The organism is Pseudomonas fragariae (ex Marin et al. 2024) (genome assembly GCF_059621105.1).
In genome coordinates, this window is the sequence record NZ_CM184369.1 from 3600973 (window position 1) to 3620824 (window position 19852).

The 19852-nt window shown below is 62.1% G+C and carries 18 protein-coding genes and 2 riboswitches; of the genes, 10 read left to right on the top strand and 8 right to left on the bottom strand.

Annotated features, from left to right (window positions below):
- Positions 1–123 precede the first annotated feature (123 nt).
- Positions 124–492 (top strand): MmcQ/YjbR family DNA-binding protein, encoded by a 369-nt coding sequence (locus AC54XV_RS15435; RefSeq protein WP_011268151.1) that lies wholly within the window; start codon positions 124–126, stop codon positions 490–492.
- On the opposite strand, the gene AC54XV_RS15440 is transcribed toward AC54XV_RS15435, so the two are convergent.
- Entirely contained in the window at positions 487–921 is a 435-nt protein-coding gene (locus AC54XV_RS15440) for a DUF1294 domain-containing protein (RefSeq protein WP_011268152.1), read from the bottom strand. The two genes, AC54XV_RS15435 and AC54XV_RS15440, sit on opposite strands and share 6 nt — an antisense overlap.
- The gene (locus AC54XV_RS15445) at positions 918–1748 is read right to left on the bottom strand and encodes an undecaprenyl-diphosphate phosphatase (RefSeq protein ID WP_003400617.1); all 831 of its coding nucleotides are present in this window, start codon (positions 1746–1748) and stop codon (positions 918–920) included. The genes AC54XV_RS15440 and AC54XV_RS15445 overlap by 4 nt, the downstream gene beginning before the upstream one ends.
- A 251-nt stretch (positions 1749–1999) precedes the next feature.
- On the opposite strand from AC54XV_RS15445, the gene pnuC reads away from it, so the two are divergent.
- The gene (gene pnuC / locus AC54XV_RS15450; RefSeq protein WP_003400615.1) at positions 2000–2563 is read left to right on the top strand and encodes a nicotinamide riboside transporter PnuC; all 564 of its coding nucleotides are present in this window, start codon (positions 2000–2002) and stop codon (positions 2561–2563) included.
- The gene (locus AC54XV_RS15455; RefSeq protein ID WP_011268153.1) at positions 2560–3105 is read left to right on the top strand and encodes an AAA family ATPase; all 546 of its coding nucleotides are present in this window, start codon (positions 2560–2562) and stop codon (positions 3103–3105) included. Before pnuC ends, AC54XV_RS15455 begins: the two co-directional genes overlap by 4 nt.
- Here the strand turns inward: AC54XV_RS15455 and AC54XV_RS15460 are convergent.
- Positions 3082–4407, bottom strand: coding sequence for a sigma-54 dependent transcriptional regulator (locus AC54XV_RS15460; RefSeq protein ID WP_011268154.1), 1326 nt, complete (start codon positions 4405–4407; stop codon positions 3082–3084). The genes AC54XV_RS15455 and AC54XV_RS15460 overlap by 24 nt on opposite strands.
- Positions 4408–4724: 317 nt before the next feature.
- Here AC54XV_RS15460 and AC54XV_RS15465 point away from each other — a divergent pair, with 317 nt between their 5' ends.
- Positions 4725–4991, top strand: a complete 267-nt coding sequence (locus AC54XV_RS15465; RefSeq protein WP_003315350.1) for a hypothetical protein — start codon at positions 4725–4727, stop codon at positions 4989–4991.
- Positions 4992–5148: 157 nt separating this feature from the next.
- Here AC54XV_RS15465 and AC54XV_RS15470 read toward each other — a convergent pair whose 3' ends face one another.
- Genes AC54XV_RS15470 through cobW form a run of 4 tightly spaced genes read right to left on the bottom strand, consistent with a single transcriptional unit; the run spans position 5149 to position 11680 of the window.
- Positions 5149–5760, bottom strand: a complete 612-nt coding sequence (locus AC54XV_RS15470; protein ID WP_024641520.1) for a vWA domain-containing protein — start codon at positions 5758–5760, stop codon at positions 5149–5151.
- Between the two features lie 53 nt (positions 5761–5813).
- Entirely contained in the window at positions 5814–6848 is a 1035-nt protein-coding gene (locus AC54XV_RS15475) for a magnesium chelatase ATPase subunit I (protein WP_011268155.1), read from the bottom strand.
- Positions 6848–10612, bottom strand: coding sequence for a cobaltochelatase subunit CobN (gene cobN / locus AC54XV_RS15480; protein ID WP_240851150.1), 3765 nt, complete (start codon positions 10610–10612; stop codon positions 6848–6850). The genes AC54XV_RS15475 and cobN overlap by 1 nt, the downstream gene beginning before the upstream one ends.
- A gap of 3 nt (positions 10613–10615) precedes the next feature.
- The gene (gene cobW, locus AC54XV_RS15485) at positions 10616–11680 is read right to left on the bottom strand and encodes a cobalamin biosynthesis protein CobW (RefSeq protein WP_011268157.1); all 1065 of its coding nucleotides are present in this window, start codon (positions 11678–11680) and stop codon (positions 10616–10618) included.
- A gap of 119 nt (positions 11681–11799) precedes the next feature.
- Positions 11800–12023, bottom strand: a riboswitch (cobalamin riboswitch).
- Between the two features lie 58 nt (positions 12024–12081).
- Positions 12082–12296: riboswitch (cobalamin riboswitch) on the top strand.
- A 96-nt stretch (positions 12297–12392) separates the two neighbouring features.
- On the opposite strand from cobW, the gene AC54XV_RS15490 reads away from it, so the two are divergent.
- From AC54XV_RS15490 to cobM, 4 genes are read left to right on the top strand one after another with little or no spacing between them, the layout of a single operon-like run.
- The gene (locus AC54XV_RS15490) at positions 12393–12575 is read left to right on the top strand and encodes a CbtB domain-containing protein (protein ID WP_024641522.1); all 183 of its coding nucleotides are present in this window, start codon (positions 12393–12395) and stop codon (positions 12573–12575) included.
- Between the two features lie 10 nt (positions 12576–12585).
- Positions 12586–13308 (top strand): CbtA family protein, encoded by a 723-nt coding sequence (locus AC54XV_RS15495; protein WP_003400609.1) that lies wholly within the window; start codon positions 12586–12588, stop codon positions 13306–13308.
- Positions 13286–13735 (top strand): cobalamin biosynthesis protein, encoded by a 450-nt coding sequence (locus AC54XV_RS15500; RefSeq protein WP_003400608.1) that lies wholly within the window; start codon positions 13286–13288, stop codon positions 13733–13735. The genes AC54XV_RS15495 and AC54XV_RS15500 overlap by 23 nt, the downstream gene beginning before the upstream one ends.
- A 32-nt stretch (positions 13736–13767) precedes the next feature.
- The gene (gene cobM, locus AC54XV_RS15505; RefSeq protein ID WP_024651152.1) at positions 13768–14517 is read left to right on the top strand and encodes a precorrin-4 C(11)-methyltransferase; all 750 of its coding nucleotides are present in this window, start codon (positions 13768–13770) and stop codon (positions 14515–14517) included.
- 87 nt (positions 14518–14604) lie between these two features.
- Here the strand turns inward: cobM and AC54XV_RS15510 are convergent, their stop codons facing one another.
- Positions 14605–18087: an indolepyruvate ferredoxin oxidoreductase family protein gene (locus AC54XV_RS15510; RefSeq protein WP_496717035.1), complete on the bottom strand. Its 3483-nt coding sequence runs from the start codon at positions 18085–18087 to the stop codon at positions 14605–14607.
- A gap of 172 nt (positions 18088–18259) precedes the next feature.
- Between AC54XV_RS15510 and AC54XV_RS15515 the strand changes: the two genes are divergently transcribed.
- Together AC54XV_RS15515 and AC54XV_RS15520 are read left to right on the top strand one after the other, a co-directional pair.
- A complete protein-coding gene (locus AC54XV_RS15515) occupies positions 18260–18727 on the top strand; it encodes an Lrp/AsnC family transcriptional regulator (protein WP_002553253.1) in 468 nt (155 codons plus the stop codon).
- A gap of 494 nt (positions 18728–19221) precedes the next feature.
- Positions 19222–19773 (top strand): DUF4880 domain-containing protein, encoded by a 552-nt coding sequence (locus tag AC54XV_RS15520; protein ID WP_011268161.1) that lies wholly within the window; start codon positions 19222–19224, stop codon positions 19771–19773.
- The last annotated feature ends 79 nt before the right edge of the window (positions 19774–19852 follow it).

Here is a 19852-nt window from a genome sequence, read left to right on the forward strand (position 1 = left end):
AGACTCCGGAGAAAGACAAAGCTGCACACTAATGAGTGTCGCAGCAGCATACAATCGGCTGATCGAATATCCGTGCGGCTATCGAACAGCTTACCGTGCGCCGTCAAAACCCAGGGAGCATCCATGCCAAAGAGCCCGCAAAAGAGCCTGCACAAGGAGGACATCGCCAGATTCTGCCTCGATCTGCCGGGTGCGCGTGAAGACTACAAGTGGGGCGGCGTGCGGGTTTTTTCCGTCGCCGAAAAGAAAATGTTCGCGGTCATGGGTCTGACCGGCGAGGACCTTGCGTTCAAGGTCCACCCGGAATTGTTTCTGGGTTACGTGGATCGACCCGGCATACGACCTGCGCCCTACCTGGCGCGTGCGCACTGGATCAGCGTGGCAAACGTACAGACGCTGAGCGCCGATGAGTTGCGCGATCTGCTGACCCGCTCGCACCAGTTGGTGGTCGGCAGGCTGCCGAAACGGCAACAGATCGGCCTGAAGCTATAACGGCAACAGCTGCACAAGCCGCTTGCCCAGAAACAGCCAGTCAATCCACAGCGCCTGATGCAGCAGCACGATCAGCCAGAATACGACCTGAAAAGACACCTTGCGGGTCTTGTGCCGGAACACCTGCTGCGCCAGCAGCGCGCCGGGCCAGCCGCCGAGCAGCTCGACGCCATGCAGGACGTTCTCCGGCGTGCGCTGGCCCGCGTTGCCGGCCTGTCGCTTGTCATGCCGGTAAAGCACGAACGCCAGCAGGCTCATGACGATCAGGACCAGCGCCGGAATCGGCGTGACTTGCCTCAGCCACAGCGACGCCGTGCCGTAGACCGGTAACGCACACAGCAGCAACAACGCCAGGACCTTCAAGCGCAGTTGCCGGACCGGCGACCTGCCACGGCTGGCTGGCCGTGACGACTCGCGGCTCGCTGTCATGCCTTGGCCGATGCCCAGTCGATCCAGCCGAACTGCCAGGTCGCCAGAATCAGCAGGCCAAAAGCTATGCGATACCAGGCGAACACCGCATAGCTGTGAGTGGCAATGAACTTGAGCAAACCGCGCACTGCGATCATCGCAAAAATGAACGAAGTAACGAAGCCGATAGCAAACACCGCAAAGTCGTCCGGGCGAAACATGTCACGGTACTTGTAGCCCGAATACACCGCGGCACCGACCATGGTCGGCATGGCCAGGAAGAACGAGAATTCGGTCGCCGCCTTGCGGGACAGGCCGAACAGCAGGCCGCCAATGATCGTCGAACCCGAACGCGAGGTGCCGGGGATCATCGCCAGGCACTGTACCAAGCCTATTTTGAGCGCATCGCTCCAGCTCATATCATCGACGGTTTCGGTGCGCACGGTGTGCTCGCGGCGCTCGGCCCAAAGCATGATCACCCCGCCGATGACCAGCGCCGTGGCCACGGTAATGGCATTGAACAGGTAGTGGTGAATGGTATCGGCGAAGATCACGCCCAGCACCACGGCCGGCATGAAGGCGATCAGCAGGTTGAGGGTGAAACGCTGCGCTTGTTGCTGTTTGGGCAAACCCACGACGACGTCGAGGATCTTGCGCCGAAACTCCCAGACTACTGCCAGAATCGCCCCCAACTGAATGATGATGTTGAAGGCCATGGCGCGCTCGCCGCCAAAATCGATCAGGTCGGCGACGATGATCTGATGCCCGGTACTGGAGATCGGCAGGAACTCCGTCAGCCCTTCTACAACACCCAATATCAACGCCTGAGCAGCGGTCCAAAGATCCATCATTCCCCCATGAAGCGATGCCGCAGGCTCGCTGTTTAATGTTGTCGTGTAAAAAATGCTTGCCACTATGCCGCTACATGCCTGAACGAAGCTTGAAGAAACTCGCGCAAATGCACGGCGCGGAATGCTAGCAGACCTGCACGCACAACGCCTGCTGACGTAAGCTCTGGCGCAACACAAGCTGCACGCCGCGCGCAGAAGCGCATACAATCGCCGGCCCCACCCCTCACTACCCTCACCAAGGAGCCGCCATGTCCGGGCTTGAACTCTTCGCTGCCGCCATCGGCGTTATCGCAGTCTGGCTGACAGTGAAGCAGAATCCCTGGTGCTGGCCAATCGGCCTGGTCATGGTGGTGATTTACATCTGGATATTCTTCGACGTGAAGCTGTATTCGGACATGCTTCTGCAGGTCATCTACGCAGGCCTGCAGGTCTATGGCTGGCTGCAATGGACCCGGCACGGTGACGGCCTGCCGGTCAAAGCCGTAACCACGTTGCAGAACAGTTCGGTGCTCAAGGGGCTGGCGGTCGGCGCACTCATCAGCGTTGCACTGGGTGCCGGCATGGCGCATTTCACCGATGCTGCACAACCCTGGCTGGACGCCGCGTTGACCGGGTTCAGTCTGGTGGCGCAGGTCTGGATGGCGCAAAAACGCGTTCAGTGCTGGCCGCTGTGGATCCTGCTCGATGTGATTTTCGTCGGCCTGTTCATCTACAAGGAGCTGTACCTGACGGCTGCGCTGTATGGCTTGTTCACCCTGCTGGCGGTACAGGGCTGGCGCGAGTGGCGTAACGATCTGGCGCTGGCGCGATGAAAGTTCTGGTCCTCACCGGCCCCGAGTCCAGCGGCAAGAGCTGGCTGTCGGCGCAAATACAGCATAGGTTTGGCGGCCTGCTGGTCGGCGAATACGTCCGGCAGTTCATCGATCAGCAGGGCCGCGATACCGATTACGCCGACATACCGGCCATCGCCCGGGGCCAGCTGGCCTGGGAGGACGCCGCGCGCAGCGCCGAGCCAAACTTGCTGATACTCGACACGCACCTGTTGAGCAACATGCTCTGGAGCCGCACCCTGTTCGGCGATTGCCCTGCGTGGATCGAACAGCAACTGCTGAGCCGATCCTATGACCTGCACCTGCTGCTGTCGCCCGAAGGCGTTGACTGGATCAGCGACGGCCAGCGCTGCCAGCCGCAGTTGGGTGAACGCCAGGCCTTTTTCGACGCCAGCCGGGAATGGCTGGAACACCACCTGCAGGCTTACCGGGTACTGGGCGGTAACTGGGAGCAGCGCCGCGAACAGGCGCTGACCGCTGTCTCACAGTTGCTGGGCGACTCAGCGGATCTGGTGCTTGTGTAACAGCCGATAGAACGTTGGCCGCGAAATACCCAGCACTCTGGCCGCCACACTCAAATTGTCACTGTGGCGCGTCAACACGTCGCACAACGCCTGACGCTCGGCACGCGACTTGTAATCCTCCAGCGTCCCCATGCTGCCAATGCTGTCCTCTTCGCCAAGCAGGCCCAGGTTTGCCGCCTCTATCTGCCTGCCTTCGGCCAGCACCAGCCCGCGCCGAACGCGACCGGCCAGTTCGCGCACATTGCCCGGCCAATCGTGCTTGCCCAGCGCCACCAGCGCATCCTGACTGAAACTGCGCGCCCGCCTGCCGGTTTCCTGACTGTACAAATGGGCGAAATGGTTAGCCAGCAGCGCCAGATCGCCATGGCGCTCGCGCAGCGGCGCTACACCGACCTGCAGTACATTGAGCTGGTAATACAGGTCATCGCGAAAGCGCTTTTTGCGTACGGCCGTTTCAAGATCCTCGCGAGTGGCGGCCAGCACCCGCACATCCACTGCAATCGGTTCGCCGCCGTCCGCGCGTTCGATCTGCCGGTCTTCGAGAAAGCGCAGCAGGCTCGCCTGGGTATCCAGCGGGAGCTCACCGACCTCATCGAGCAACAGCGTGCCGCCGTCTGCGGCCTCAAGCAGCCCGACCCTGCGCTCTTGAGCATCGTCAAATTCGCCGTCCTCATGACCGAACAGCACGGCGTGGATCGACTGCCCGTCAGGCGTTGCGCAATCAACGACGATAAAGGGTTTGTCACGTCGCAAGGATTGAGTATGCAGGCTGCGCGCGATCAGTTCCTTGCCCGTGCCCCGCTCGCCCCTGATCAGTACCGGCGAATCGGTGGGCGCCAGTTTGCTCAGCAGCCTGCGCAATTCACGGACAGGCCGACTGTCGCCGAGCAGCTCGGGCTCCGCGCTGAATTGCGATGGCGCGCCCTGCACATTCGGGTGCCCGGCAGTCAATGCTCTGTCCAGCGAGGCATGCAGCCGACCTGCATCGAAAGGCAGCGTATGGAAGTCGAAAAACCAGCGGCAGACGAAATCGCCGATTTTCTCACGTCGCAAATCACTGGCTGACAGCACTGCAATCCAGCGCACGGGGCTGTTAACGAACAGCGCCTCGAGCCTGGACACGTGTTCAAAATGATCGGACGTCAGGTGAATGAGGCCTACATCACAATCAGAAATGATTGCCGAACCCGATGGGCTTTCCTGCACCGTCCAGCCGGCTGCGATCAGAACTGCGATCAATGGATGACAGTCGTCACCGCCGTCGAGCATTAACAGACGTCGTGTTGGGGCCGATCCATGCATGAAGTTTCCTTGGCGCCCGGCGTATGGAGGGATTTTTAAAAGCTTTTTATAAACAGTCTGTTGGCGAGCCCAACCATCACCCTAGCAAATATTTGACGCGGCGTTGTACCGTTTGGGTCTAACGCTCATAACCTGCGGTCATTAATGCGTTGCCTGCCCGACCCTTCTTCACGCGCGTGCCCGCCGAAAATAATTCGCAACTATTTTCAGTGAACAGTGTGACTCAAGCCCCCTTGTCGTTCATCAACACAAGTAACCAGCCGGACGGTTAGCCCGCCGACGTGACTGAATTGATATGGGCACTTGAGGAAACGACCATGAACGCCCCACTGCGCTTCAACGATGCACTTCTGATCGCTGGACACGCTTTTGAACCCTTCCAGTGTGTTGCCTGGGCACCACAGGACGGTAACGGCGAACTGAGCCTGACGGTGATCGACCGCACCAGCAACCGTATCGGTCGCAAGCAGATCCCGAGCAGCACCTATTCCGACAAGCGCCAGCTGGCCAGCGCTCTGGAACAGGCCCGTGCAGAAATCAGCAACGAAGGCTACGACCTTGAGCCGTGGACCATGCCGGCTTGATGCCTGACCGAGCGGGCTCCCCGCTTGGCGTAATGGAAAACCTGTGGGATCGCCGCACTAGCCGCGCCCACAGGAATGTGTTCTCAGTGCCATGCTCTGCGCGCGCCAACCCCGCAGAGCATCGGCAAGAGAGCAGGGCCTGACGGATTCCCCATCCTCAGACCCGCTTCAACTCATCGATGTGCCGATACTCGGCCCCCAGACTCGATGCCAGTTCCCGCGCCCTTCCCAGGCGGATCGGGCCTTTCTCGATATCGATCAGCAAACTGGCGCAGTCGAACGCAGGCAGTGCCGGTAACGACTTGATCCGACCATCGGTCAGCACCAGAACCCGCTGCTGTTCAGCCGGATAGCGTTTTTGCCGTTGCGCCAACCATTCAGCCGCCTGTTGCAGCGCTTCCGGCAACGGCGTACCACCACCAGCCCCCAGTGCATCCAGCCAGGGTGTCAACGCCGACGAGGCCTTCAGCCCTTGATGCTGCCAGCGTGGCGCAGTGCCGCTGGCGGTCAGCAAGGCCAGCCGAGCCCGGCGTCGATAGGCATCGTCGAACATCTGCGACAGCAGGCCCTTGGCCTGACTCAACGCCTGATGGCGGCGGGTAGACGCCGAAGCATCGACAATCACCAGCAATAACTCGCTGGGCCGGCTGCTACGCGGCTGGCGAACCAGGTCCTTGTAGCTCTTCGGCTGACCGCGCAAAAAGGTCGGCAACCATTGCACCGGGCCGTCAGCTCCGACACGCACAGCGCCCTGCCTGCCGCTGGCCAGTCGACCGGGACGGGGAATGGCATCCGCCCCCTGTATGGCGCGGGGGCGGATGCCTAGGGCTTTTTTGGCCAGCTCGGCACTTCGCGGCGTGATCCGGTCGTGACGGCCTGAGCGGGCAACTCACCCCAGTTGCCCTGCCCGCTTTCAGGCTCGGCCTGTTTGCTGGACGAGCCCGGTGGCGGTGGCGGCGCCTCGGAGTTTTGCGGCGGCGGTAAGGGCTCGCGACGCCGATGACGCAAGGCAAATTCGGCAACCGCCTCGATGTCCTGCTCTTCAATGTGCCCGGCCCCCCGCCACGCCGCATGCGCGCGCGCAGCCCGCAGCCAGACCAGATCGGCGCGCATGCCGTCGACACCTGCGGCAAAGCAGCGCTCGGTGATCATTGCCAGGGACTGGTCATCCAGTTCAATGCCCGACAGCAACTGACGTGCCTGTTCACAGCGCTGCTTCAAGGCATCCTGCTGCGTTTGCCAGTGCTGGCAGAAGCCCTGCGGATCGCTGTCGAAATCCAGACGGCGACGGATGATCTGACTGCGCTCGGCAGGCAGCGTATGGCCGCTCAGGGCCACATTGAGGCCAAAGCGATCCAGCAACTGCGGGCGCAATTCGCCCTCTTCGGGGTTCATGGTACCGATCAGCACGAAACGCGCAGCATGACGATGGGAGATACCGTCGCGCTCGACCAGGTTGACGCCGCTGGCTGCGACGTCCAGCAGCAGGTCGACCAGATGGTCGGCAAGCAGGTTGACCTCATCGACATACAGCACGCCACCGTCGGCCTTGGCCAGCACGCCCGGAGAGAAGCGCGCGCGGCCTTCGCTCAGCGCGGCGTCAAGGTCCAGCGTGCCGACCAGACGCTCTTCGGTAGCGCCCAGCGGCAAGGTGACGAACTGACCGCTGGCCAGCACATCGGCCAAACCGCGGGCCAGCGTCGACTTGGCCATGCCTCTTGGCCCTTCGATCAACACGCCGCCGATGCGCGGGTCAATGGCAGTCAGGCATAACGCCAGTTTCAGGTCATCAGCACCGACCACAGCGGCCAGTGGAAAATGCGGAGTTTCGCTCATCGTTGAATCAGACACGGTCATCAGTTCTCTTCTATGTCCAGGAGCAGGTCTTCCAGCGCCTGCTGATACTCGCCAGGCTCCTGCCAGAGGCCGCGCTGCTGGGCTTCGAGCATGCGCTCGGTCATGTCGCGCAAGGCATCGGGGTTGTGCTCGGCGATGAAATCGCGAGTCGCCGGGTCCAGCAGATAGGCGTCGGCGAGCAGCGCGTACTGGTGATCATCGATCAGCTCGGTGGTCGCATCGAACGCGAACAGGAAATCCACGGTCGCGGCCATTTCGAAAGCACCTTTGTAACCATGGCGCTTGGCCCCTTCGATCCATTTCGGATTCGCTGCGCGCGAGCGTATCACCCGGTTCAGCTCTTCCTTGAGGGTGCGGATCTTCGGCAGGTCGGGCTGGCTGTGATCGCCATGGTAACTGGCGGTCTTCTGCCCGCTGAGGCTTTCAGAAGCGGCGAGCATGCCGCCCTGAAACTGGTAGTAGTCATTTGAGTCGAGCAGATCGTGCTCGCGATTGTCCTGATTCTGCAGCACCGCCTGCACCTGAGAAAGCCGCTGGGCAAAGCGCTGACGCGCAGGCGTACCTTCATCGGCAGCGCCATAGGCGTAACCGCCCCAGTTCAGGTAAACCTCGGCAAGGTCGTCGCGGCTCTGCCACAGGCGGCCATCGATAGCACCCTGTACGCCAGCGCCATAGGCACCGGGCTTGGCACCGAATATCCGCCAGCCGGCCTGACGCGCCGCCTCGTCTTCGTCCAGACCTTCTGCGAGGAAGCCTTGCCGTTCTTCACGGACCCTGGCCGCCAGCGGGTTCAGGTCGTCGGGCTCGTCAAGCGCCGCGACGGCCTGCACCGCAGCGTCGAACAGCTTGATGAGGTTGGCGAACGCGTCGCGGAAGAAACCGGAGACCCGCAGTGTCACGTCCACTCGCGGGCGGTCGAGCAGGCTGATCGGCAGAATCTCGAAGTCGTCGACCCGCTGACTGCCCGTCGCCCACACCGGACGCACGCCCATCAGCGCCATGGCCTGGGCGATGTCGTCACCGCCGGTACGCATGGTCGCCGTGCCCCATACCGACAGGCCCAGCTGGCGCAGGTGATCGCCATGGTCCTGCAGGTGACGTTCCAGCAACAGGTTGGCGGACTGGAAGCCGATTCGCCAGGCCGTGGTGGTCGGCAGGTTGCGCACGTCCACGGTAAAAAAGTTGCGGCCGGTGGGCAGCACATCCAGACGGCCCCGGCTCGGCGCGCCGCTGGGGCCTGCCGGAACGAAGCGACCACTCAGGGCATCGAGCATGCCCTGCATTTCGCCGGGGCCGCAGGCATCCAGACGCGGCGCGACAACGTCACGCAAGCTGTCGAGAATCAGCGCCAGATCATCGTGCGCCGGCAAGTCGGTCAACGCTTCGCCCTGCGTGACGCGTTCGATAAGGATGGCGGCGTAAAGCTCCAGCCGCTCGCGCGCGTCGCCCGCACTGCGCCAGGGGTCGCTGCTCAGGTGCTGCAACGCAGCAGGACGCGGGCCGGTCCAGGGTTCGGCCAGCTCGCAGTTCAAGGGGTCGAAGTCCAGCTCGAACGCCTTGCTCAACGCGCGCAACAGACTGGACTGCGCGCCACGCCCGTCACCGCGCGGAATACGCAGCAGGGCTAGCAAGGTGTCGATGCGCAGGCGACCTTGCGGCGATTGACCGAAGATATGCAGGCCATCGCGAATCTGTGATTCCTTCAGGTCACACAGGTAAGTGTCCAGACGTGGCAGCCAGAGCGCCGCGTCGGCATCGCTGTCGAGGTTCTCGCCCAACGCCAGTTCGCGGTCGATATGGGTTTCACGAACCAGTTCGAGAATGTCACGCTGCAGCTCGCGCGCGCGGCGCGGATCAAGCATTTGCGCTTCATAGAATTCGTCGGCGAGCAGTTCCAGATTGCGCAACGGGCCGTAGGTCTCCGCGCGGGTCAGCGGCGGCATCAAGTGATCGATGATGACCGCCTGAGTGCGCCGTTTGGCCTGTGCGCCCTCGCCCGGGTCGTTGACGATGAACGGATAGATGTTCGGCATGGCGCCCAGCACCGCGTCCGGCCAGCAGGTTCGCGACAGCCCCACGCCCTTGCCCGGCAGCCATTCGAGGTTGCCGTGCTTGCCGACATGCACCACCGCATGCGCGCCGTAGGCCTTGCGCAACCAGAAGTAGAACGCCAGATAGCCATGGGGTGGAACCAGATCCGGGTCGTGATACACCGCGCTCGGGTCGACCTGATAACCCCGCGCCGGTTGAATGCCGATGAACGTGAGGCCAAAGCGCAGTCCGGCGATCATCATCCGGCCGCTGCGAAACATCGGATCGGTGTCCGGCGTGCCCCAACGGGCGTTCACCGCATCGCGATTTTCCTGCGGCAGTTCGTTGAACGCCGCCAGGTATTCCTCCAGCGCCATGCTCTGCTGACACGGGCGCTGGTCGATACTGTCCAGATCATTGGTCACGCCGCCCAGCAGTTGCTGGATCAGTTCGGTGCCAGTGTCCGGCAACGGTGCCAGCGGATAGCCCTCGGCCTGCATGGCGCGCAGCATATTCAGCGCCGCAGCAGGCGTATCGAGCCCCACACCGTTGCCGATCCGCCCGTCGCGAGTCGGGTAATTGGCGAGGATCAGTGCCACGCGCTTTTCGCCATTGGGCAGGCGTGCAAGCTCGATCCAGCGCCGCGCCAATTCCGCGACGAAATCCATCCGGTCCGGCTGGGCGCGGTAGCAGACCACGTCCGACTGGCTGCGCTCACTGCGCCAGGCCAGGTCCTTGAAGCTGATCGGCCGACTGATGATCCGTCCGTCCAGCTCCGGCAAGGCAATGTGCATCGCCAGATCGCGAGCGCCGAGGCCCTGTTCGCTGGCCTGCCAGGCAGGCTCGTTGTCCTGCGCGCAGATGGCCTGAATGACCGGCACGTTGCGCCGAAACGGCCGCAGATGCGGCGCTTCCGGACTCGACTGGGCAAAACCGGTGGTATTGAGGATCAGCTCGGTTTCAGCCTCATCCAGCCAGTCTTCCACCTGAGTGAAACAGCCGGGCTCCTTGAGGCTGGCCACGGCGATGGGCAGCGGGTTGATGCCTTGCGCCTGCAAGCGCGTACAGAACTCGTCGATGAAACCGGTATTGGCGGCCTGCAGGTGCGAGCGATAGAACAGCAGCGCCACCACCGGCTGCTCGGCAAGCCAGTCTGCCTGCCAATCGGCAAGCTGCGCGCTTGCCAGTCGCGGATGGTAGATGGCCGTGCGCGGTAACGGCGCGGGCTCGGCCCATGAGTAATCGCGGTGCAGCCAGCGACTGGCCATGCAGTTGTACAGTTGCAGCGCGTTCTGCAGGCCGCCCTGACGCAGGAACTGCCAGAGTCGATCGCGCTCTGCGGCAGGCACGGTGCTCAGATCGCTCAGTTCCGGATCGGGGCGGTCATCACCGGGCACCAGAATGACCTGAACACCACGTGCCGCGAGCTCCATCAGCCGCTCGACACCATAGCGCCAATAGCCGATACCGCCGTGCAGCGAAATCAGAATGACCTTTGCGTGACGCAGCACTTCATCGACGTACAGGTCGACAGAGGCGTGATTCTGGACCTGCATCGGGTTGGCCAGACGCAGGCTGGGGTAGTCTTCGGGGAGCTGCCGGGCAGCTTCGGCCAGCAGCGCCAGGCTGGAGTCGCCGCTGCAGAGAATCACCAGCTCGGCCGGCGTCTGGCCCAGATCGGCAATATTGTCGTCAGGTACGAAACCGCCGGGCTGGGTTCTCAGTAAATGCATGGGTCAGCCGGCAATCGCAGCATTGAGTTGCGCTTGCAGGGCTGCGGCATCCAGCTCCTGACCAATCAGCACCAGGTGCGTGGCACGCTCTTCATCGGCACGCCAGGCGCGGTCGAAGTGCTTGTCGAAACGCGTGCCGACACCTTGAATCAGCAGGCGCATCGGCTTGCCGGGAATGGCCGCGAAGCCCTTCACACGCAGAATGCCGTGTTGCACCACCAGTTGATTCAGTGCATCGAGCAGGACTTTTTCATCGGCTTGCGGCAGCTTCAGGGAAATCGAATCGAACGCGTCGTGATCGTGGTCATCATGATCGTCATCGTCGTGGTGATCATGGTGGGTCTTGCGAGCGTCGATGTGCAGCTCGGACTCGGCACCAACACCCAGCAGCACGCTGATCGGCAGGCGACCGCTGCTGGCTTCGATCACCTTGACCGCAGGCGGCAGCTCCTCGGCAACTTCGGCACGCACCGTCGCCAGACCTTCGGCGTCGATCATGTCGGCCTTGTTGAGGATCACCAGATCGGCGCTGGCCAGTTGATCGGCAAACAGTTCGTGCAGGGGCGACTCGTGGTCCAGGTTGGGATCGAGTTTGCGCTGCGCATCGACCTGATCCGGGAAGGCAGCGAAGGTACCGGCCAGTACCGCCGGGCTGTCGACCACCGTGATCACCGCATCGACCGTGCAGGCGTTGCGGATTTCCGGCCACTGAAAAGCCTGGACCAGCGGCTTGGGCAGCGCCAGCCCCGAGGTTTCGATCAGGATATGGTCCAGGTCACCACGGCGCGCGACCAGTTCGCGCATCACCGGGAAGAACTCTTCCTGCACGGTGCAGCACAGGCAGCCATTGGCCAGTTCGTACACCCGGCCGTTGGCTTCTTCTTCGGTGCAGCCGATCGTGCACTGCTTGAGGATTTCTCCGTCGATGCCCAGCTCGCCGAACTCATTGACGATGACCGCAATGCGCCGCCCTTCGGCGTTGTCGAGCATGTGCCGCAACAGGGTGGTCTTGCCCGAGCCGAGGAAGCCGGTGACGATGGTGACGGGAAGCTTGGCCAGTGTTTTCATCAGGTGCCCTTTGGCAATGCGGCGGGCAAACAGGACGAGAACCGCATGCATGACACGCAGATCGGATCGCCACCGGATCACCCCGCCCGGTTGTAGTGAGAATTCTCCAGGGCCGCAGCATGTGTGGCCCGTTCGAGGCAGGTCTCCTGGCTCACGGCGGCGTGCGGCAGGCAATCAATAATGTGCCGACACGCATTCATCGCGCCTTCCCGCCGCAGCAGTGGCTGTGCAATGAACATGACCGTTTACAGTTGCGGGGGCAGCTGCGGCTTGTACCGCATTCCCGTCTTAGCTCCACTGGGTGATGTTTTACCCGGGGAGAACCTCGAACCGGCAAGGCTACGCAGTGACTGCAGACAGGTCAATCGTTCAGATTGACGCTGCCCCGCCGCCCATGCTCTCCTGTGCGCCTTGTTTCGGGTGCCCCTCACGGGGTGAAACGGGAAACCGGTGCGCTCGCGTTGTCGAGCAAGTCCGGTGCTGCCCCCGCAACGGTAAGCGAGCGTAGGTCTGATCCACTGTGCCGCTGGCATGGGAAGGTGACCTTGCAGGCTTTGACGCATTGACGTCCTGGCCCCTCGCGAGCCCGGAGACCGGCCCGATATGCTTGCAATGACAAACCCGCGGTGGGCGGGCGCAGTTGAAACCTCCGGCGTCTGCCGGCAGGTTCTTTTGCGCGTGGCCCACTTGCCGATCATCAAGAGGGAACGCCATGTCGACCATCAGCAGCCACGCCGCCGCACCCAGCTCCACACGCATTCAACGCCTGACCGCCGCCATCAGCGCTGCGCTTCTCGGCGCCTGCCTGGTGTACTTCGCCGGTTTCTCGCACATCGCGGCCGTACACAACGCGGCACACGATACCCGTCACAGCGCTGCCTTTCCTTGCCATTGAGGGCCACACATTGTTCAAGCGAATCGCCTATACCGCAGGTTTCACCGGCCTGCTCGCCGCCCTGCTGCTGACCCTGCTGCAAAGCCTGTGGGTGGTGCCGCTGATCCAGCAGGCCGAGACCTACGAAAACGCGCCTGCCGAGCAACTGCATCAGCACGCGGACGGCGCGATGGCCGAACACAGCCATGCCCATGAAGAAGCGGCCTGGGAGCCCGAAAACGGCTGGCAGCGTGTGCTATCCACCACTGGCGGTAACCTGGTGGTCGCGGTGGGCTTTGCGCTGATGCTTGCCGGGCTTTACACCCTGCGCGCGCCGGGTCGCACCGTGCAAGGCGCATGGTGGGGGCTGGCGGGTTTTGCCGTGTTCGTGCTGGCCCCCACCTTTGGCCTGCCACCCGAACTGCCAGGCACAGCCGCGGCCGAGCTGAGCCAGCGGCAGTTGTGGTGGCTCGGCGCTGCCGCGTCGACTGCCGCCGGGCTGGCCTTGCTGGTGTTCGGTCAGAACTGGCTGCTCAAAGCACTGGGTGTGGCGATTTTGCTGGTCCCGCATGTGCTTGGCGCGCCACAGCCGCTGGTCCATGAAAGCCTTGCTCCCGAGGCGCTGGAATCGCAGTTCATGATGGCCTCGCTGCTGACCAACGCGCTGTTCTGGGTCGCGCTGGGATTGATCAGTGCCTGGCTGTTCCGCAGAAACGATGTGCATAACGACAATGTCGACCTGCATCAAGCCTGATCCAGCGACGCTTCAACCCGGCGCAGCACTGGTGGCCGGGCTGGGCTGTCGGCGCGGCTGCTCGGCTGCGCTGTTGCGCGATCTGCTCGAGCAAAGCCTGCAGGCACTTGAGCTGGACATCGGCCGGGTGACCGCGCTGGCGTCCATCGACCTGAAACAAACCGAGCCCGGCCTGCTTGAGCTGGCCGGGCAACTGGCAGTGCCGCTGGTGTGCTTCAACGCTGCGCAACTGGTGGCCTGGGAACTGCACCTCACGCACCGTTCTGCGCAGGTGTTCCAGAGCACTGGCTGTCATGGCGTCGCCGAAGGCTCGGCTCTGGCGCTGGCGGCGCAACTGGGAGACGGTACCGCCACGCTGCTAATCGAACGGCAGAAAAGCGCGCAGGCCACATTTGCCTTGGCAATCAGCCCTGCGCACAGCGGATAATCTCCCCGCGCTCATTCACCCCGGAGAATTCATTGACTGTCTATTTCATCGGCGCAGGCCCTGGCGATCCCGAGCTGATCACCGTCAAGGGCCAACGCCTGATTCGCAGCTGCCCGGTCATTATCTACGCCGGCTCGTTAGTGCCCCTCGCCGTGCTGGAAGGTCATCAGGCCGTGCAGGTGACCAACAGCGCCGAGCTGCACCTGGAGCAGATCATCGAGCTGATCAAGCGCGCGCACGCACAAGGCCAGGATGTGGCACGCGTGCACTCCGGGGACCCAAGCCTGTATGGCGCTATCGGCGAGCAGATCCGCCATCTGCGCGAACTGAACATTCCGTTCGAAATCATTCCGGGGGTCACCGCGACCGCTGCCTGCGCTGCGCTGCTGGGCGTCGAGCTGACCCTGCCGGACGTTTCGCAGAGCGTGATTCTGACCCGCTATGCCGACAAGACCTCAATGCCCAGCGGCGAGGAACTGGCCAGCCTGGCCAGCCATCGGGCAACCATGGCGATTCATCTGGGAGTGAACAACCTGCAGCGGATCGTCGAGGAGCTCATGCCACATTACGGCGCCGATTGCCCGATTGCAGTGGTGCACCGCGCCAGCTGGCCGGACCAGGACTGGGCCGTTGGCACGCTGGCGGATATTGAGGAAAAGGTACAGGCCAAGGGCTTTCGCCGTACCGCACTGATTCTGGTCGGACGTGTGCTTGCCGATGACACCTTCAGCGAGTCCTCGCTGTACCGCGCTGGGCATGCCCACTTGTTCAGGCCGTTGTAGTCAGTACCTCTACGCGGCACGACGATCGCATCGCGTAATGAAAAGCGTGCCAACGCTGAGCTGGCACGCTGATTGGTATTGCGCTCCTCAGGCAGCCGCCTCGTACAGCTTCGGCGCAGCCACTTCGCCGCTTTCCAGGCTCTTGCGCAGAATATCGGCCTGCACGGCAGCGGCCTTCATGGCGCTTTCCTTGATGTAGCCATAGCCGCGAATGCGTTCCGGCAGGCGTGCCAGACTCAAGGCGGTGTGGCGATTCTGCGCCTGAAGGTGCTGCAGGATCAGCTCGACATCGCCGACATAGCGGTCAATCAGCGCCCTCTCCTGCTGACGTTCGAGGCTGCGACCGAACGGATCGAGCGCCGTGCCACGGAGGAATTTGAATCTCGCCAGCACATCGAACGCGCGCAGCATCCAGGGGCCAAAGCTGCGTTTGCGCGGTAACCCGTTGTGCGGATCGCGCTTGGCCAGCCACGACGGTGCCAGATGAAACTCCAGCCGGTAGTCGCCTTCGAACTGCGCTTGCAACTGGCGGGTAAACTCGCCGTTGCTGTAAAGCCGCGCCACTTCGTATTCGTCCTTGTAGGCCAGCAATTTGAAGTAGTTGAAGGCCACCGCCTCGGTCAGCGTCGGCTGCTGACCGGGAAACGCCCGCGATTCGCTGTCGCGCACGCGTTGCACCAACGCCAGATAGCGCTTGGCGTAGGCAGCGTTCTGATACTGCTTCAAGGTATCGACGTTACTCTGGATACGCTGATCAAGGTCCATCGATTGCGGCTCGCTGACCTTGTCTTGTGGATTGACGAAGGCCTCCACAGCGGCGGGATCATGCGCGGTACGACGCCCCCAGAGAAACGCCTGCTGATTCAGGTTGACCGCTACGCCGTTGAGCTCGATGGCTTTCTCGATGGCCGCTGAGGTCAATGGAATCAGGCCCAGCTGGAACGCATAGCCGAGCATGAACAGGTTGCTGGCAATACTGTCGCCCATCAGTCGGGTGGCCAGTGATGTGGCTTCGACAAAGTGGGTCTTCGCCGCGCCGACCGCCTCGATGATGGTCTGCTTCATGGCTTCGGCCGGAAACACGGCATCCGGATTGCGCGTGAACTCGGCGGTCGGTGTTTGCTGACTGTTGACCACCGCATGGGAAATCTTGCTATCGAGCTTGGCGATCGCGTCCGGGCCGGCAGCCACCAGCAAGTCACAGCCGAGCAGCAGGTGCGCTTCACCGGCGGCGATACGCACGGCAAACAGATCCTCCTGGCGCGCGGCAATGCGGATATGGCTGACCACCGGGCCGAATTTCTGTGCCAGACCGGCCTGATCGAGCACGCTGCAGCCCTTGCCCTCCAGATTCGCGGCATAACCCAGCATCGCGCCGACAGTGGTCACCCCAGTGCCGCCGACACCTGGCAGGAGAATATTGAACGGCCTGTCGAGCGACGGCAATACCGGTTCCGGCAGACGCGCGAACGCCTCGACCTGCTTGGGCAACGCAGGCTTGCGCAGTTTGCCGCCGTGCACGGTGACGAAGCTTGGGCAGAAACCCTCGACGCAACTGAAATCCTTGTTACAGGCGCTCTGATCGATTTCGCGCTTGCGCCCCTGCGCGGTTTCCTTGGGCAGCACAGACAGGCACCCGGATTTGACCCCGCAATCGCCGCAGCCCTCGCACACCGCCGGGTTGATCAACGCGCGCTTTTCCAGATTGGGCATGGTGCCGCGTTTGCGACGGCGGCGCTTTTCAGTGGCGCAGGTCTGGTCGTAGATGATGACCGACACGCCTTTGAACTCGCGCAACTCGCGCTGCACGCTGTCCAGATCGCGCCGATGATGAAAGGTGGTAATCGGCGCGAAGTCCTCACGACTCGGGTACTTGTTCGGTTCGTCGGAAACCAGCGCGATGCGCAGCACGCCTTCGTTGAACACCTGACGGCTCAGTTGATCGACGCGCAGCACGCCGTCGATCGGCTGGCCACCGGTCATGGCCACCGCATCGTTATAGAGAATCTTGTAAGTAATGTTGACCTTGGAGGCCACCGCCGCACGCAGCGCCAGGTGACCCGAGTGAAAATAGGTACCGTCGCCCAGGTTCTGGAAAACGTGTGGGGTTTCGGTGAACGGCGCCTGACCGATCCAGGTCACGCCCTCGCCGCCCATCTGGGTAAACGTGTCGGTTTCGCGGTCCATCCAGATGGTCATGTAATGGCAGCCGATCCCGGCCAGGGCGCGGCTGCCCTCCGGCACCTTTGTCGAGGTGTTGTGCGGGCAGCCGGAGCAGAAATGCGGGGTGCGCTGGGTGTTGAACAGCGGCGCCTGCAGCGCTTGCTCCTTGTCACTGAGAAACTGCAGGCGCGCTTCGATCTGCGGGCTGCTGTAGAACGGCGCGAGGCGTTTGGCAATCACCCTGGCAATCATCGCCGGAGTCAGCTCGCTGAGGTTCGGCAGCAGTGAGCGGCCCTGCTCGTCGAACTCGCCGACCACCACCGGCCGGCGCTCCACAGGCCAGTTGTAGAGCTGACCGGTCAACTGGTCTTCAATGACACTGCGTTTTTCCTCGACCACCAGAATCTCGTCCAGCCCTTCGGCAAAATCGTGCACCGATACCGGTTCCAGCGGCCAGCTCATGCCGACCTTGAGCACGCGAATCCCGACCTTCTCGCACAGCTCCTGATCGATACCCAGCTCTTCGAGGGCCTGGCGCACGTCCAGATAGGACTTGCCGGTGGTGATGATGCCCAGCCGGGGTTGCGCAGAATCGATCACCACCTTGTTGAGCTGGTTGGCGCGAGCGAAGGCCCTGGCTGCGTAGATCTTGTAGGTATTGAGTCGCGCTTCCTGAGCCAGCGGCGGATCCGGCCAGCGGATGTGCAAGCCGCCTTCGGGCAGATCGAAATCGTCGGGGATACGGGTTTTGATCCGCAATGGATCGACCTCGACCACCGCGGAAGAGTCGACGTTCTCGGCAATGGTCTTCATCGCCACCCAGCAACCGCTGTAGCGCGACAGCTCCCAGCCAATGATGCCGTAGTCGAGAATCTCCTGGACATTACTGGGGTTGAGCACGGGGATCATCGAGGCGATGAACGCATGCTCGCTCTGATGGGCGATGGTCGATGATTTGCAGCCGTGGTCGTCGCCCGCCAGGATCAGCACACCGCCATTGGCGGCAACACCGGCTGAGTTGCCGTGCTTGAACACATCACCGCAACGGTCTACCCCCGGCCCCTTGCCGTACCAGAGGGCGAACACGCCATCGTACTTGCCATGCGGGAACAGGTTGACCTGTTGACTGCCCCAGACCGCCGTGGCGGCCAGTTCTTCGTTGATGCCCGGCTGAAAATGGATGGCGTTTTGTCGCAGGTAGTCCTTGGCGTCCCAAAGGCTCTTGTCCAGATTACCCAGCGGCGAACCGCGGTAGCCGGAGATGAACCCGGCAGTGTTCAGGCCCTGCGCCTCATCGCGCTGCTTTTGCAGCATCGGCAGGCGGGTCAGGGCCTGTGTGCCGGTCAGGTACAGATTGCCGGTGGCAAGCCGGTATTTATCATCCAGACGAATATCAGCCAGGGACATGCGCATACCTCTCTTGTTCTTATAAGTCAGGTCATTTGCACCGGGACGGTCCTGCCCGGCAGCCTTGCAACTAGACTGCCAGCAGCAAAGAGGCTTTTTCTTTCTAAATGCGCGCAAATCTGCTGATATTGAGCATGCTTTTTTCGACCAGAACAAAAAACAAGGTCAATTCATGCAGCCAAAATTGAGCCCCATCGATCGCAAGATTCTTCGTCTGCTGCAACATGACGCCAGCCTGTCGGCCGCGGAAATCGCCGAACGGGTCGAGCTGTCGCAATCGCCCTGCTGGAGGCGTATTCACCGGCTTCAGGAAGACGGGGTGATCGAACGCACGGTCGCCCTGCTCAGTACCCAGAAGCTGGGACTGAGCATGACCGTATTCGTCGAGGTCAAGCTGTCAGGCCATGGCCGCCGCTATCTGGCCGAGTTCGAGGAGGCAATCATCGGCCACCCCGAGGTGCTGGAGTGCTACACGATGGCCGGGGGGATGGATTTCATGCTCAAGGTTGTGGCTCAGGACATCGCCAGCTACGAACGCTTTTTGCGCGATCATTTACTGCAATTGCCCCACGTCCACGAGGCCCACTCGAACATCGCCATGAGCACGGTAAAGCGCACCACGGAGCTGCCGCTGGACTAGACGATATCGGGGGAGAATCGAGAAAAGAAAATCCGCCGAGCGAGCGCTGGCGGATTATCGGTATCAATGAGGGCAATAAAAACATTTGACTTGCAAATGATAATGATTATTATTGCATCAGCGGGTCGCGAGACTCGCTGGATAACCCGGAAGTCTTAGGTCGGCTTCCTGATTATCTCCTCATCAGGCTAATCACGGTTTTTGACCCGGCTTTTTGCCGGGTCTTTTTTTTGGTTCTTTCTTTATGGTTTCGCTGCTTCAGGCTAATGAAGTCTGGGTATTGCGCGGTGTGTTGCAATGACGCGGATCATAGCAAAGGCGCCTCGATCAAGGCCATGCTTTTAGGGCAAAAACGCCTGGATGCGGCAGATAAAACGTAAATGCTGGGACTTTTCACTTGAGAATGATTCTCGTATTCACTAGTCTACGCTTGTCACGGACGCTACCCGACATCGCAAGGAAGATTCCCATGGACGACCAGCGAGCGATACATCATGAGTAATCAGCTCTCGTCTCTACTGCACCTCCCCGCCCGCCTGCCCGAGCCGCAACCCACGCTGCAGGCCATCGAACTCGGCCACCGCCTGGGCAAGCTCTCGCGCCGGACCCGGCAGATATTCCTGCTCAGCCGACTCGACGGCCAGGCCTATGCCGACATTGCAGCCTTCATGAACGTCGATATTGCCCGGGTAGAGCGTGCGATGCTTCGTGCGCTGGGCAAGGCCCACGTGCCTGGCGCGGCTGACACCACAAGCGCTGCCACTCAGGCCGCCATTCAGGATCAGGCCAGCCGCTGGTATGTGCACTTGCAGAGCCCTGCGGCAACCGCCAGTGAACGCATCGAGTTTCGTCACTGGCTGGACGCCGATGCCGCGCACCTTTCGGCCTTCCAGAACAGCGAGCGACTGTGGCGTCAGTTGCAGGCACCCGCCTCTTTACTCGGCGCATCCGGCTGGCATCGGCGCAAGCGCCGCGTGTATCTGGCCTGGTGCCTGCTGACCGCCTTCATCTGCAGCCTGATGGTCACCGCCGAGGCCATCTCCTGACGCGCAGATGACCGTTGCAGTGAAGTTTACGTCGCAGGACGCGATGTCGATCGGTGTACAGTAGCGGCCTGAAAAGGCA

Bases quoted from the DNA above. Each gene is read 5' to 3' on its own strand.
- AC54XV_RS15520 (WP_011268161.1), top strand. From the start codon at position 19,222: ATGAGTAATCAGCTCTCGTCTCTACTGCACCTCCCCGCCCGCCTGCCC.
- AC54XV_RS15515 (WP_002553253.1), top strand. From the start codon at position 18,260: ATGCAGCCAAAATTGAGCCCCATCGATCGCAAGATTCTTCGTCTGCTG.
- AC54XV_RS15445 (WP_003400617.1), bottom strand. From the start codon at position 1,748: ATGGATCTTTGGACCGCTGCTCAGGCGTTGATATTGGGTGTTGTAGAA.
- cobN (WP_240851150.1), bottom strand. From the start codon at position 10,612: ATGCATTTACTGAGAACCCAGCCCGGCGGTTTCGTACCTGACGACAAT.
- AC54XV_RS15465 (WP_003315350.1), top strand. From the start codon at position 4,725: ATGAACGCCCCACTGCGCTTCAACGATGCACTTCTGATCGCTGGACAC.
- AC54XV_RS15500 (WP_003400608.1), top strand. From the start codon at position 13,286: ATGTCGACCTGCATCAAGCCTGATCCAGCGACGCTTCAACCCGGCGCA.
- AC54XV_RS15475 (WP_011268155.1), bottom strand. From the start codon at position 6,848: ATGACCGTGTCTGATTCAACGATGAGCGAAACTCCGCATTTTCCACTG.
- AC54XV_RS15435 (WP_011268151.1), top strand. From the start codon at position 124: ATGCCAAAGAGCCCGCAAAAGAGCCTGCACAAGGAGGACATCGCCAGA.
- AC54XV_RS15510 (WP_496717035.1), bottom strand. From the start codon at position 18,087: ATGTCCCTGGCTGATATTCGTCTGGATGATAAATACCGGCTTGCCACC.
- AC54XV_RS15455 (WP_011268153.1), top strand. From the start codon at position 2,560: ATGAAAGTTCTGGTCCTCACCGGCCCCGAGTCCAGCGGCAAGAGCTGG.
- AC54XV_RS15440 (WP_011268152.1), bottom strand. From the start codon at position 921: ATGACAGCGAGCCGCGAGTCGTCACGGCCAGCCAGCCGTGGCAGGTCG.
- pnuC (WP_003400615.1), top strand. From the start codon at position 2,000: ATGTCCGGGCTTGAACTCTTCGCTGCCGCCATCGGCGTTATCGCAGTC.
- AC54XV_RS15460 (WP_011268154.1), bottom strand. From the start codon at position 4,407: ATGCATGGATCGGCCCCAACACGACGTCTGTTAATGCTCGACGGCGGT.
- AC54XV_RS15490 (WP_024641522.1), top strand. From the start codon at position 12,393: ATGTCGACCATCAGCAGCCACGCCGCCGCACCCAGCTCCACACGCATT.
- cobW (WP_011268157.1), bottom strand. From the start codon at position 11,680: ATGAAAACACTGGCCAAGCTTCCCGTCACCATCGTCACCGGCTTCCTC.